Raw genomic sequence first — 12,626 nt, 5'->3', positions numbered from 1 at the left:
TCACTCGTCCCCCTTTTTTTCCAAGCCGGCGACATAACCCAAGAGCAATTCGGCACGAAATTCGTCATCCACCGTCACATCGAGGCTTTCCCTCAATTCGCGAGCCAAATCGGCAGCCCGGCGATGCTGGGAAACGGCCCAGCGGATGGCAATGCCTTCTTGAGATTTGTGATCCTTGCCGAGGAGCAGCGTCGCCTTGTGGCTGGTCTGTGGTTGCTTCGCCCATGCGTCGTACACCCGCCATCGCGACAGCAGCACGGCGAGCGCCTTCTGCGGTCGCGTCTGCGCCATCGCGAGCACCGAATTGCCCAGCAGCGTCGGCGGTGTGGCACCCTTGCGCACGTCCGCGCAGTAGCCGAGATGAAGTCGGTCGGCGACGCTGAGGAACTGCCCCAGTTTGAATGCGATGGTCGTCATGACGTCCGCTCCATCCGGTTTGATGGTGTTCAAAAGCACGCCGAAAACGGCCACCGCGCGCAGGGCGGCGTCGCGATTGTAGGGCCGCGCGGCCTCGATGCCGCCGCGGCGAAGGGAATGGACGACGCCGGAGAGCAGGGCGCCATAGCGGTGGAGGAAGAGCCGCAGCATGCGGCGCGCGCGTGGAGCCGCATCCCCGTCGCCGAGGAAAAGGCCCAGCGCATCCGCTGCGGACACCCCGACGACATCCGTCACGGCCAGTCCGCCCCGCACATACGCAACGCGCGACAGGCGCGGCAACGATAGCGGCGCCACCGGCGGAGGGGCCGCCCAAACCGCCGTCCGCTTGGCGCTGCCGCGCACGGGCAGCCGCAGCCATGAGGGAACGTTCTCCTGACCGGAAAGCCAGCGATCACGAGCCCGCTCAATCTGGACAACCGTGGTCGATCGGTGAAGGATCACCTTATGGTTGCCCAGGTCGACCTTGCGCATCACGCAGACGATCACCGGTGTGTCGCTGAAGGTCGCGCCGCGCTCCGCTTTCAGGGCGTCTATGACCCGCTGGGTCCGCCGCTCATAGCTGGCCTCGGGGCTGTGGCTTTCGTCCTCTTCCTCGTCATCGCCCCCGTCGGCCAGGACCGGAGCGATCGCCAGATCCGGTGCCCCGGCGACGAAGGCGATCAACAGGTCGCTTTGCTTGGGCCGTTCACCGGGCACGCTGGCCCACGTCTTGCCCTTGCGCCCGGTCGTGGTGACGGCGTCGAGCGCCGCCCGCATGAGGCCGATCGACTCCCGCGAAACGTCGAACGCGGCGGTGCCGATCAAGCCGTAGCGCGCCACCGCCGGCAGGTCGGGGTTCTTGGAGAACAGATAAGTTTGCCCGAGGGTGGGGAGATTAGGCTGCGGGAACTGGTCGGCGAGGTCGGCCTGCCGACCGGTCATGGCACAAATGCCGCGCCGCCGTTCGTCCCCGCCGGTGTCGAGCGCCCGGCTGATCGCCGGAATCTGCTGGGGAGTGCAGGCATCTGTCGGGAAATCATCGCGGGCGATGTCGAAGCAAAGCCTACCGCCCGACGCCAGGAACTGGCGGGCGGTCTTGGCGTCCGCGTCACCGTCCCGATGGGCGCGCAGGACGGCGTCGGCAATGCCGCGCAACAGCGTCGCGGGCGAGGCCGAGGCCGATATAAAGCGCTCGAACATTGCAGGCACCGCGGCGGATTCCGGTGCTGCCCGCAAACTGTCGAGTTGGGCGAGTCGCTCTCCGATCCGCTGGCGGAAAGATTTCCGTGCCCAGGACGGCGCCGCGTTCTGCGAGGCGAATGCTTCCGCGAGCGCGTCGAGAGGCGCAGTCTCGACGTCCACTTCGCTGCCGAGCTGATTGGCAACCGCGTGATTGACCGCGGGAAAGCTGTTCTTCTGGCCGTCGCGCAGCGTCCACAGTTGTGCGACCTGCTCGGGCGCGAGAAAGGCCAAGCTGTCGACCGTGCCGTCCGTGGCCAGTCGCACCCGCGCGCACACGCTCTTGCCGACCTCCTTGACGTCCGGGTGCCGTTCGCCCGCCGTGGCGAGCCCGGAGGCCGCCAGCCCCCGCTCGATGGCGCGGAGTTCATTGAGCATAGGTGAGAACACCTTGGACGACGCGCGCGTCCTGTTGGAAGCGTGGCGCCAAACGGCCGCCGCGCGGCGCATCCCACATGGACGCCAACATCGACGGCACCGTCAGGTCGAGGTGGGTGTCGATTTCATAAAGATCGGGTCGGATCGGCCCCCAGTAGGAGCAGACGAATTCCTTCCAACCCAGCGCCGGTGTCTGATAGCAGCGCCCCTGCTTCAAACGGCGCGAAAACAGATCCTGAAGGTGATGCGCCGGGTTGGGGCCAGGCCCATCGTGGGTGGCGCGCACATCGGCATGGATTCGGAAGCAGACGTCGGAGAGGACGGTCGCAAAGAACTGGAAGCTGGCGCCGCTGGCCCGCTGATTTGCTTTTCTCAGCGGCCCGCCATAGTTGGTGGCGTAGCGCTGATAGCGCACCTCGCCACCCGGCGCGCCGACGCGGCGACAGATTTCGACCCGTGTCGGGCAGAACACCGCACCGCTGTGCAGGAACGCGATGGTTTCCAACAATCCCTTGGCAGCAGACCAAGGGGGCGCTGGATAGCTCACCGGCGCAGCACCCGGCGTGTCCGGCCGGGCATACATCGCCAGCGGGCCGGCGACTTCGAACACGACACCATACTTGGACATCGGCTCCTCCGGCGACAAATGCAGCTGGATCACCAGTGACCTGCGCCGGGAACTGGCGTGCGCCGGCACAACGGATCGCGTCGCCAAACTCAGGCAGCGCCATCCGTGCTTCGTTAAACCCTCATGAGGGGAAACGATCGCCTCATCAGCGCCGACACGGTGCATCAAGACCCTGTGATTCTGCCAAAGGGGATTTGACTCGTCAATCTCTAACCGTTTAAATTAGAATTCTAGAGAATTCTCTACGCCGTGAGCGTGCGGCACGCTACCGTTGGACAATCGCTCGCGACGATGAGTGTGGATCGAAACTCTAGGATTCTGGGGACGCGGTGAGGGAGTCACACCCCGGCGGTTCACGAGATCCGTCCGGGGGGTGGCAATGTCCCCGGCGCAAAATTCGCGTTGCCGCGTTATCGGTTGTTCCGATCCACGCCCCCGCGCGTGGGGCGACCCGCCGGCGAGGCGGATCGCTACGCCGACCTCCTGTTTCGATCCACGCCCCCGCGCGGGGGGCGACTCGCGGCCCCACACCTTCGACACCACGGCCACGGGGATTCGATCCACGCCCCCGCGCGGGGGGCGACGCTGCTTGCGCGGCACGCCGCCCTTGGCCTTGCTGTTTCGATCCACGCCCCCGCGCGGGGGGCGACGTCGCGAGCGTCCCGGCCGATGCTCTCGCCGCGGTTTCGATCCACGCCCCCGCGCGGGGGGCGACCGTCGGCGTCGAACTCGGCCCGCGGGTTGGTGCCGGTTTCGATCCACGCCCCCGCGCGGGGGGCGACCGCCGGCGGCCGTGATGTACCCGACGTCGTTGGCGTTTCGATCCACGCCCCCGCGCGGGGGGCGACTCTTTGATGGCGCCGGCTTGGCTCGTCTCGGGATGGTTTCGATCCACGCCCCCGCGCGGGGGGCGACTGCCGGCACTCGGCTACACCAACGCCCTTGCCCAGTTTCGATCCACGCCCCCGCGCGGGGGGCGACCTTCAGCGTCTGGACCGTAATCGGCACGATGGCGGTTTCGATCCACGCCCCCGCGCGGGGGGCGACTGCAACGCCACAGAAGACTGCGGACCATTCCAAGTGTTTCGATCCACGCCCCCGCGCGGGGGGCGACGTCGCGGCAGTTGCCGGCGTGGCGTTGCTTGAGGTTTCGATCCACGCCCCCGCGCGGGGGGCGACCGCGCCTGGTCTGGCACGTCGAGACCCGCTGATGGCGTTTCGATCCACGCCCCCGCGCGGGGGGCGACCGTAGTAGCGCAGCACGTCGAGCGGGCGGCTGTAGTTTCGATCCACGCCCCCGCGCGGGGGGCGACGCGCGGTCCAGGTCGGGCACCAGGGTGGGCTTGCTGTTTCGATCCACGCCCCCGCGCGGGGGGCGACCCCTTCGCGCCGCCGCCGATGCCGCCGCAGACGTGGTTTCGATCCACGCCCCCGCGCGGGGGGCGACCCCCCAGTCGAATGCCATCTGGCGGCCCTCCTCAGTTTCGATCCACGCCCCCGCGCGGGGGGCGACGACGATGGCCGGCCACGTCTGCGGCAGCGCGGCCGTTTCGATCCACGCCCCCGCGCGGGGGGCGACCCCAATATGGCCAGTACGGGGTGCGGCGCTGGAACGTTTCGATCCACGCCCCCGCGCGGGGGGCGACTGTGGGTGGTGCGGCCGCGGATCATGGCGGACAGGTTTCGATCCACGCCCCCGCGCGGGGGGCGACGCGATCGGGATCACCGCATGCTCAACGTCGCTCTGGTTTCGATCCACGCCCCCGCGCGGGGGGCGACGAGGTCGCTAGAAAAATCGGCATAGGTCGAAGTGTTTCGATCCACGCCCCCGCGCGGGGGGCGACGCACTGGCGATACGTCGTCGGTCAGTTACCCGCGTTTCGATCCACGCCCCCGCGCGGGGGGCGACAGGCCGCGCTGCCGCAGACGTGGCCGGCCATCGTCGTTTCGATCCACGCCCCCGCGCGGGGGGCGACTTCTCTTCACGCCCGCCATGAAGAGACTGTATACGGTTTCGATCCACGCCCCCGCGCGGGGGGCGACCGGCCAGAACGCCACTTCCGAGCCGTGGAAGAACTGTTTCGATCCACGCCCCCGCGCGGGGGGCGACGGCGGCGCGATGTCGAGGATGCGCTCCTCGAGAAAGTTTCGATCCACGCCCCCGCGCGGGGGGCGACCCCTGGTAGACCAGTACCGCGCCGCTGTCGAGAACGTTTCGATCCACGCCCCCGCGCGGGGGGCGACGCCGGCATACTCGCTACAAAATGCATCATGACGGTTTCGATCCACGCCCCCGCGCGGGGGGCGACCCGCATCAATAGTGACGACGTGTGCGTCGAGTACACGTTTCGATCCACGCCCCCGCGCGGGGGGCGACTTGGCGACGAGTGGGCCCCAACCGCGGATCTCGCGTTTCGATCCACGCCCCCGCGCGGGGGGCGACTCTCCGACCGCGAGGCCAAGCTCCAGCAGCTCGTCGAGTTTCGATCCACGCCCCCGCGCGGGGGGCGACGCTGCGCCTGCGCGGCTACCGCGTCGTCCGGTTCTGGTTTCGATCCACGCCCCCGCGCGGGGGGCGACCTGGCCTGTGCGAGATCGGCCAGCGGCCCGTCGTTGTTTCGATCCACGCCCCCGCGCGGGGGGCGACCGTGGATGATGTTGTCGGCGATTCCGTACTCGATGGCGTTTCGATCCACGCCCCCGCGCGGGGGGCGACCCCCCTTACTCTATCCACTTGTCCAAGATGCACAATCCGGCTGCGTTGCGCGAACCGTGTCGCGATCATACGGCTTGGCCCGCAGCCAAGCGAGAGCGCTGCGGGATTGGTCCTGCGGAACAAGGGCTTGCGGCGCGCGCGAACCTCCCGGCGCTGGCGTGTTCGCTTCGGGTTCGCGCAGGCACCGGCGCTCGGGGGGGCCGGTGTCAGAAGATCGCGCCCTCGATCCGCCGGAAGGTTGGGTCGTCCCAGTCGAGGCCGCTGTCCGGGTCGTACAGGTCGGTGTTGGACAGCACGATGACCGGGCGCTGGGCGTCGTCGATCATCCGGAAGGCGTCGGCGATGTCGGCGAACGGAAACAGCCGGTCGCCGCCCGCCTCGTCCAGGGCGGCGAGGATGCCCTTGAGCCGTCCCACCCAGGCCTCGTCCAGGCCGGCGGCGCCCTTGCGCCAGTAGAGATCGCCGAAATAGAGCCGGATCGCGTCCAGCCCCAGCGGGTCGTCGGGCCGGGCCCGCAACACCGCCTCCGCGGCCCCCGCGAAGGCCTGCAGCTCCCGCGGCGGGCCATGGTCGGGTTCGGCCGGGGTGAAGACGACCACCCGGCCGCCGCCCTCGCCCAGCCGCCCCTCCCGGTTGCAGCGGCCGGCCGCCTGGGCGATCGATTCCAGGCCGGCCATCGCCCGGTAGACCACCGGAAAGTCCAGGTCGACGCCGGCCTCGACCAGCGACGTCGCGATCAGACGGACCGGGCCGCCGTCGTCGCGGCCCAGCGCCTCGCGCACCCCGGCCAGCACGGTGCGGCGGTGGGCGCCGCAGAGCGCGGTGGTCAGCACCCGCACGCCGTCGAGGGTGCGCGTGGCGCGGAACAGGGCGCGGGCGTGGCGGCGGTTGTTGACGATGACCAGGACGCGCGGCGCCTCCGCCATCCGCGCCGCCAGATCCTCGACCGTCAGCGGCGCCTCGCAGCGCCCGACGGTCACCCGGCGCAGTCTCTGGTAGAGGCGTTCCGGCTTGGGGGCCAGTTCGCGGGTGTCGGTCAGTCCGCCCGGGAAGCCGTCCGTCTCCCGCACCGCCGGCTGCGTCGCCGTGCACAGCACCACCGAGCAGCCGTAGTCGGCGGCCAGCGTCTTCAGCGCCTCCAGGCAGGGCCGCAGCAGCGGCAGGGGCAGGGTTTGCGCCTCGTCCAGCACGATGACGGAGCCGGCGATGCTGTGCAGCTTGCGGCAGCGGGATCGGCGGGCGGCGAACAGGCTCTCGAAGAACTGGACGGCCGTGGTGACCACCACCGGGCGATCCCAATTCTCCGCCGCCTGGCGCATCTTCCGCGCCCCGTCCGCCCCCTCGTCGTCGGCGCCCCGGTCGGTCTTGGGCGGGTCCGCCTCGAACGCGCTGTGGTGCTCCAGGATCGCGTCGTCGTCGCCCAGCGCCTGCCGGAACACGTCGGCGGTCTGCTCGATGATCGAGGTGAAGGGGATCACGTGGATGACCCGCGGCCGGTCGAGCCGCGCCGCGTGGTTCAGGGCGAACGACAGCGACGCCAGGGTCTTGCCGCCGCCGGTCGGCACCGTCAGGGTGAACAGCCCCGGCGCCTCGTCCGCCCCCGCCGTCGCCGCGGCCAGCACCTCGGCGCGCAGGGCATTGACCTCGCCGGGCCGGGCCGTGGCGGACAGGCCGGCGAGGTGCCCGGCCAGCCGGTCGCGCAGCGTGGCGAGGGTGACGGCGCTGCCGCGGTCGGAGGTCCGGCCTTCGGCGCGCAGATAGAACGCTTCGGTGGCCAGGGAATCCGCGTCGACGAGGCAGGAGAACAGCATGCGCGCCAGCAGCGCGTCGCCGAACGGGGTGCGGGTGCGGGCGTGGAACGGGGCCAGCACCGCCGCCGCGTCTGGCGGGTCCACCCCGGCGGGTGGCGCGACCCGGCTGCCCCCCTTCAGCCGCTCCTTCAGCGAGGTGACGGCCCCGCCGTAGCCGGTGCCGTTGGCGAGGCCGGCGTGGTGGCCGGCGATGGCGAAGGCCAGCAGGGTGCCGAGACGGTCCCCGTAGAGGGCGCGGGCGAGGAGGGCGCCGGCGGTCGAATGGTCGGGGCCGCCGCCCCGCTTGCCCTTGCGGATGTATGCCTGGAACGCCGGGGTGGCCTTGCCCAGGTCGTGCAGCCGCCCGGCCGCTCGGGCCGCGTCGGCGAACCCGAACGGGTCGGCGAAGGCCGCGGCCAGATCGGCGACCTGGTTCAGATGGTCGGTCAGGGGCTCCCAACACGCCGGGTCCTTGCCCTCGACGGAATGGGCGTAGAGAACGGGATCGCTGTTTCCCATCGGCTGCCCCCTTGTCCGCGGATGCCGGTCCGCCGGACAATGACCATAGCACGACGGCAGGGTGCGCGATGGCGTGGGGCCGGACGTTGTGCGGCAGGTTCACGGAGGATCGAGCCGGCGGCCTTCCTTGACCCCGGAGGGTTCAGGATATACATTTCACACAATGTATATCCGCGAGGTGTCGCCATGCAGGTGGCCAAATGGGGCAACAGCCTTGCCATCCGCCTTCCCGCGGCGGTCGTGGAGGCGTTGGAACTCCGGGAAGGCGATGAAATCGAGATCCACATCACCGACGCGCGGGACTTCGCCGTCGCACGCAAGCCCGGCCGCGCGGACTTGCTGAGGCGGCTGCAGGCGTTCCGAGGGCGCCTCCCGGCGGACTTCACGTTCGACCGGGACGAGGCGAATGCCCGGTAGCTTTCTCGACACCAACGTCCTGGTCTATCTCGCGTCGGATGATCCGGCGAAGGCCGACCGGGCGGAGGGGATCGTCCGCGAGGGTGGCGCCATCAGCGTGCAGGTGCTGAACGAGCTGGCCAACGTCGCCCGCCGGAAGATGCGCCTCTCATGGCGGGAAACCCGCGACTTCCTCTCGCTCGTGCGCAGTTTGCTGGCGGTCCATCCCCTGACCACGGACACCCACGAGCTCGGCCTGTCGCTCGCGGAGCGTTACGGCTTCTCGACCTATGACGCCATGATCGCGGCGGCGGCGCTTCAGGCCGGGTGCGACACGCTGTGGTCGGAGGATTTGCAGCACGGGCTGACGATCGACGGCGGGCTGCGCATCCTCAATCCGTTCCGTGCCGAGGGTTGATCGGCACCGGCGGCATCGGCACCGGCGGCAAGGGGACCGGTGACACGGCCCGTCCTCGGCAACCCTGTGATGGAAGGCAAATTTGGAGCGGGCGAAGGGATTCGAACCCTCGACCCCAACCTTGGCAAGGTTGTGCTCTACCCCTGAGCTACGCCCGCGCTCCGTTGCGGCATCGCCGGGGCTGTCCCCGAAGGGCGCCCGCTGGCGGCGTGCGGCGGACTATACAGATCGGCCGAGGCAATGCAAGCGTCATGTTCCGCCGTTTCGCGACCGCTGGACGGGCCCCGGTGGGGCGGGGTACAAGCGCTCCATGTCCCACACCGATCCCAGCCCCGGGGCCGCCACGCCGCCCTCCGCCGAGGCCGCCCTGCCGCCCCTGCCCACCACGCCCGAGCGGCTGCTGGAGCGGCTGGCCGAGCTCGGCATCGACGCCGTCACCCACCACCACCCGCCGCTCTTCACGGTGGAGGAGAGCAAGGCGCTGCGCGGCGCGCTGCCCGGCGGCCATTGCAAGAACCTCTTCCTCAAGGACAAGAAGGGGCAGCACTGGCTGGTGGTGGCGCTGGAGGACGCGCCGGTCGCCCTCAACAGCTTCGACAAGGTGATCGGCTCGGCCCGGCTGTCCTTCGGCTCGGCCGAGCGGCTGTGGCAGGCGCTCGGCGTGCGGCCGGGCTCGGTCACCCCGTTCGCCCTGGTCAACGACCCGGACCAGCGGGTCGCCGTGGTGCTGCAGCAGGCGATGCTGGAGCACGACCCGCTGAACTACCACCCGCTCTCCAACGACCGCACCACCGCCATCGCCGCCGCGGACCTGCTGCGCTTCATCCGCGCCTGCGGGCACGAGCCGCGGATCGTCGACTTCGGGCGGGAGGCGGAGGGGTGAGCGAACACTTGTGCGGGTGCGTCCGTGCGCTCATCTAATCACGCAAACACCAAACGGGAAAAGTGACCGCCATGTTCTCTGTGCCGCCCGCCAACGCCGCCGCTGCCGCGACCGCCCCCGGGGCCGGGGCCGACCTCATCAAGGACAGCAGCGATCGCACCTTCATGGCCGACGTGGTCGAGGCGTCGAACACCGTTCCGGTGATCGTCGACTTCTGGGCGCCGTGGTGCGGCCCGTGCAAGCAGCTCGGACCGGCGCTGGAGAAGGTGGTGCGCGCCGCCAAGGGCGCGGTGCGCATGGTCAAGATCGACACCGACCAGAACCCGATGGTGGCGCAGCAGCTGCGCGTCCAGTCGATCCCCGCCGTCTACGCCTTCTTCCAGGGCCGACCGGTGGACGCGTTCGTCGGCGCCCAGTCGGAATCCCAGCTCAAGCAGTGGGTCGACCGCCTGGTGACGCTGGCCGGCGGGGCCGCCGGCGACGATCTCGGCGCGGTGCTGGAGGAGGCCCTGGGCCACGCCCGGCAGGCGCTGGAGGCCGGCGATCCGACCGCCGCCGCCGACATCTACAGCCAGATCCTGCAGCACGACGCGGCCAACGCCCAGGCCTATGCCGGCATGGTGCGCTGCCTGATTGCCCTGAACGACCTGGAGCAGGCCAAGGAGATGGTCGCCGGCGCGCCCGAGGATCTGGCCAAGAGCCCCGAACTGGCCGCCGCCCGGACCGCCATCGAGGTGGCCGAGCAGGCCCAGGCCGCCGGCCCGGTGACCGAGCTGATGGAGACGCTGGCCCGCGACAAGGACGACCACCAGACCCGCTTCGACCTCGCCATGGCGCTCTACGCCGCGGGCAAGCGCGAGGCCGCGGTGGACGAGCTGCTGGAGCTGGTGCGCCGCGACCGGACGTGGAACGAAGACGCGGCGCGCAAGCAGCTGGTCAAGCTGTTCGAGGCGTTCGGCCCGACCGACCCGCTGACGGTGCAGACGCGGCGCCGGCTGTCGACCATCCTGTTCAGCTGATCCGCCGGCGCCCGGCCCCACCGCCGATCGGACCGGGTTCCGCCCCGGGTTCCGCCCCGGGTTCCGCCCCGGGTTCCGCCAAGGTCCTGTTCGGCGGGGCGGCGGGCTCTATATTGGTCGCATGAGCCGGAGCCCGTTCCCCACGACCCGCGAAGGTCTGCCCGACACCCTGGCGGTGTTTCCGCTGCCGGGGGTCATGCTGCTGCCACGCTGCCGCCTGCCCCTGAACATCTTCGAGCCGCGCTATCTGGCGATGGTCGAGGACGCGATGGCCGGCGACCGCCTGATCGGCATGATCCAGCCCACCGATCCCGCCTCGCGCGCCCAGGACCCGGCGCTCTACGCCACCGGCGGTGCGGGGCGGATCACCACCTTCTCCGAAACCGACGACGGCCGCTACGTCATCACCCTGACCGGCGTCTGCCGCTTCGCGGTGCGCCGCGAGCTGGACGGCGTGCGCGGCTACCGCCGGGTGGTTCCGGTGTGGGACCGCTTCGCCGCCGACCTCGCGGCCACCGACCCGGAGGCGCTGGGCACCGGCGCCTTCGACCGGCCGCGGCTGCTGGCGGGGCTGCGCCGCTATCTCTCCGCCCAGGGCATCGCCGTCGACCGCGCGGCCATCGAATCGACCCCGGACGAGCGGCTGGTCAACTCGCTGGCGATGATCTGCCCGCTGGACGCCAGCGAGAAGCAGGCGCTGCTCGAGGCGCCGGACCTCGGCGAGCGCGCGAAGCTCTTGATCGCGCTGATCGAGATGTCCATTCTCGACTGCCGCGACGGCGACTGCGCGGCGCAACGCCACTGAGCCGGGGTCCGGCCCGGCGCCGCGCGTCCGCGCGGCCCGCCGCCCCGGAACGCCCGCGACGACAGAACGGATGGCAAGGATCCATGAGCGACAGCAGCCCCCCACCCGAGTCCCCCCCGGCCGGCGCCGGCACGGTGGACCGCAAGCTCCTCGAGATCCTGGTCTGCCCCCTGACCAAGGGGCCGCTGCGCTACGACGCCGAGCGCGGCGAGCTGATCAGCGACCGGGCGGGGCTGGCCTACCCGATCCGCGACGGCATTCCGATCATGCTGATCGACGAGGCGCGCAAGCTGGACGGCGACTCCGCCACCGGCGCCGCCGGCGCGGGGGCCTGACCATGGGCGATGTCGGCGCGGCGGCGGACGAGGGCGGCACCCGCCACTGGCCGGTGGAGGTCCGCCTGAAGGCCCAGGAGAAGCGCCTGGAGATCGCGTTCGACAACGGGCGCACCTTCTCCTACCCCGCCGAGTACCTCCGCGTGCTCAGCCCCTCGGCCGAGGTGCAGGGCCATGGGCCGGGCCAGGAGGTCACCCAGTGGGGCAAGAGGCACATCGGCATTCTCGCCGTGGAGCCGGTCGGGCATTACGCCATGCGCATCCGGTTCGACGACCTCCACGACACCGGGATCTACACGTGGTCCTACCTGTACGACCTGGGGGAGAACCAGGAGACGCGCTGGGCCGGCTATCTGGCGGACCTGGACGCCAAGGGGCTGAGCCGCGACCCGCGCCACCATTGACCCCCCGGCCGGCCCCCCCGGCCGTGGCGGCGGCGCCGTGATCGCCCGCCCCGCGACCGCCCGTCACCTGCGGGACCGGCTGGCGGCGGTGCCGGGCGCGGTGGTGTTCGACCTGGAGTTCACCGCCTGGGAGGGCTCCCAGGCGCGGTGCTGGAGCGGCCCCGGCGAGCACCGCGAGATCGTCCAGATCGGCGCCGTCCGGGTCGGCCGGGCGCCCGGCCTCGCGGAACGGGCGGCGCTGTCGGTGCTGGTGTGGCCGCGCCTGAACCCGCAGCTCAGCGCCTATTTCACCGCGCTGACCGGCATCGACCAGCGGCGCCTCGAACGCGAGGCCATCGCCTTTCCCGACGCCCTCGCCCGATTCGCCGCCTTCGTCGGCGAGGCCGGCGCGGTCCTGTGCAACGGGGCGGACCGCGAGGTGGTGTGGGAGAACTGCGCCCTGGCCGGCGTCGACCCGCCGCTGGACGCGGGGCGCTTCGTCAACGTGCGCGACGTGCTGGCCGTCGCCGCCGGCACCCCGGGGCACCCGGTCAGCAGCGGCGACTTGCACCGCTGCGTTCCCGGCGTGCCGGAGCTTCCCGCCCACGACGCCCTGTCCGACGCCCGCATGGTCGCGGCCGCCCTGCGCCACGCCCTGTCCGCCGACGGCGGCGGCGGCGCCCCCGGTCCGGGGTGACGC

Annotated in this window: 11 protein-coding genes, 1 tRNA gene and 1 CRISPR repeat array; of the genes, 8 read left to right on the top strand and 4 right to left on the bottom strand. The window is 70.9% G+C overall.

Annotated features, from left to right (window positions below; all coding sequences use genetic code 11):
• The 3 genes from AC6H2I_RS14725 to cas3 all read right to left on the bottom strand — a co-directional run bounded on the left by AC6H2I_RS14725 (window position 1) and on the right by cas3 (window position 7,687).
• Window positions 1-2,034, bottom strand: a complete 2,034-nt coding sequence (locus tag AC6H2I_RS14725) for a hypothetical protein (protein WP_497501411.1) — start codon at window positions 2,032-2,034, stop codon at window positions 1-3.
• Window positions 2,024-2,695, bottom strand: a complete 672-nt coding sequence (cas5, locus tag AC6H2I_RS14720) for a CRISPR-associated protein Cas5 (RefSeq protein ID WP_497501410.1) — start codon at window positions 2,693-2,695, stop codon at window positions 2,024-2,026. Before cas5 ends, AC6H2I_RS14725 begins: the two co-directional genes overlap by 11 nt.
• A gap of 386 nt (window positions 2,696-3,081) precedes the next feature.
• A CRISPR array of direct repeats spans window positions 3,082-5,378; the repeat unit is 32 nt; unit sequence GTTTCGATCCACGCCCCCGCGCGGGGGGCGAC.
• Between the two features lie 206 nt (window positions 5,379-5,584).
• The gene (gene cas3, locus AC6H2I_RS14715) at window positions 5,585-7,687 is read right to left on the bottom strand and encodes a CRISPR-associated helicase Cas3' (RefSeq protein ID WP_497501409.1); all 2,103 of its coding nucleotides are present in this window, start codon (window positions 7,685-7,687) and stop codon (window positions 5,585-5,587) included.
• 186 nt (window positions 7,688-7,873) lie between these two features.
• On the opposite strand from cas3, the gene AC6H2I_RS14710 reads away from it, so the two are divergent.
• Window positions 7,874-8,104: an AbrB/MazE/SpoVT family DNA-binding domain-containing protein gene (locus AC6H2I_RS14710; protein WP_497501408.1), complete on the top strand. Its 231-nt coding sequence runs from the start codon at window positions 7,874-7,876 to the stop codon at window positions 8,102-8,104.
• Window positions 8,094-8,501 (top strand): PIN domain-containing protein, encoded by a 408-nt coding sequence (locus tag AC6H2I_RS14705; RefSeq protein WP_497501407.1) that lies wholly within the window; start codon window positions 8,094-8,096, stop codon window positions 8,499-8,501. The genes AC6H2I_RS14710 and AC6H2I_RS14705 overlap by 11 nt, the downstream gene beginning before the upstream one ends.
• 83 nt (window positions 8,502-8,584) lie before the next feature.
• Here the strand turns inward: AC6H2I_RS14705 and AC6H2I_RS14700 are convergent.
• Window positions 8,585-8,659, bottom strand: a tRNA-Gly gene (locus AC6H2I_RS14700).
• Between the two features lie 152 nt (window positions 8,660-8,811).
• Between AC6H2I_RS14700 and AC6H2I_RS14695 the strand changes: the two genes are divergently transcribed.
• The 6 genes from AC6H2I_RS14695 (at window position 8,812) to AC6H2I_RS14670 (ending at window position 12,623) form a co-directional block, all read left to right on the top strand.
• Entirely contained in the window at window positions 8,812-9,384 is a 573-nt protein-coding gene (locus tag AC6H2I_RS14695; RefSeq protein ID WP_497501406.1) for a prolyl-tRNA synthetase associated domain-containing protein, read from the top strand.
• 71 nt (window positions 9,385-9,455) lie between these two features.
• The gene (gene trxA / locus AC6H2I_RS14690; protein ID WP_497501405.1) at window positions 9,456-10,403 is read left to right on the top strand and encodes a thioredoxin; all 948 of its coding nucleotides are present in this window, start codon (window positions 9,456-9,458) and stop codon (window positions 10,401-10,403) included.
• Between the two features lie 121 nt (window positions 10,404-10,524).
• A complete protein-coding gene (locus tag AC6H2I_RS14685; protein WP_497501404.1) occupies window positions 10,525-11,208 on the top strand; it encodes an LON peptidase substrate-binding domain-containing protein in 684 nt (227 codons plus the stop codon).
• An 83-nt stretch (window positions 11,209-11,291) separates the two neighbouring features.
• Window positions 11,292-11,543 (top strand): Trm112 family protein, encoded by a 252-nt coding sequence (locus tag AC6H2I_RS14680; RefSeq protein ID WP_497501403.1) that lies wholly within the window; start codon window positions 11,292-11,294, stop codon window positions 11,541-11,543.
• Window positions 11,544-11,545: 2 nt separating this feature from the next.
• Window positions 11,546-11,947 (top strand): gamma-butyrobetaine hydroxylase family protein, encoded by a 402-nt coding sequence (locus AC6H2I_RS14675; RefSeq protein ID WP_497501402.1) that lies wholly within the window; start codon window positions 11,546-11,548, stop codon window positions 11,945-11,947.
• A 37-nt stretch (window positions 11,948-11,984) separates the two neighbouring features.
• On the top strand, window positions 11,985-12,623 hold the full coding sequence (locus AC6H2I_RS14670) for an exonuclease domain-containing protein (RefSeq protein WP_497501401.1): 639 nt from the start codon (window positions 11,985-11,987) through the stop codon (window positions 12,621-12,623).
• The last annotated feature ends 3 nt before the right edge of the window (window positions 12,624-12,626 follow it).

This window comes from Azospirillum sp. NS33, from assembly GCF_059703765.1.
Note: the sequence above shows the minus strand (reverse complement) of the source record. Positions and strands in the feature narration are given on the sequence as shown.

What these genes read in the sequence shown, in the direction of transcription:
- AC6H2I_RS14725 (WP_497501411.1), bottom strand. Translation starts at nt 2,034, where the DNA reads ATGCTCAATGAACTCCGCGCCATCGAGCGGGGGCTGGCGGCCTCCGGG.
- cas3 (WP_497501409.1), bottom strand. Translation starts at nt 7,687, where the DNA reads ATGGGAAACAGCGATCCCGTTCTCTACGCCCATTCCGTCGAGGGCAAG.
- AC6H2I_RS14710 (WP_497501408.1), top strand. Translation starts at nt 7,874, where the DNA reads ATGCAGGTGGCCAAATGGGGCAACAGCCTTGCCATCCGCCTTCCCGCG.
- AC6H2I_RS14705 (WP_497501407.1), top strand. Translation starts at nt 8,094, where the DNA reads ATGCCCGGTAGCTTTCTCGACACCAACGTCCTGGTCTATCTCGCGTCG.
- AC6H2I_RS14695 (WP_497501406.1), top strand. Translation starts at nt 8,812, where the DNA reads ATGTCCCACACCGATCCCAGCCCCGGGGCCGCCACGCCGCCCTCCGCC.
- trxA (WP_497501405.1), top strand. Translation starts at nt 9,456, where the DNA reads ATGTTCTCTGTGCCGCCCGCCAACGCCGCCGCTGCCGCGACCGCCCCC.
- AC6H2I_RS14685 (WP_497501404.1), top strand. Translation starts at nt 10,525, where the DNA reads ATGAGCCGGAGCCCGTTCCCCACGACCCGCGAAGGTCTGCCCGACACC.
- AC6H2I_RS14680 (WP_497501403.1), top strand. Translation starts at nt 11,292, where the DNA reads ATGAGCGACAGCAGCCCCCCACCCGAGTCCCCCCCGGCCGGCGCCGGC.
- AC6H2I_RS14675 (WP_497501402.1), top strand. Translation starts at nt 11,546, where the DNA reads ATGGGCGATGTCGGCGCGGCGGCGGACGAGGGCGGCACCCGCCACTGG.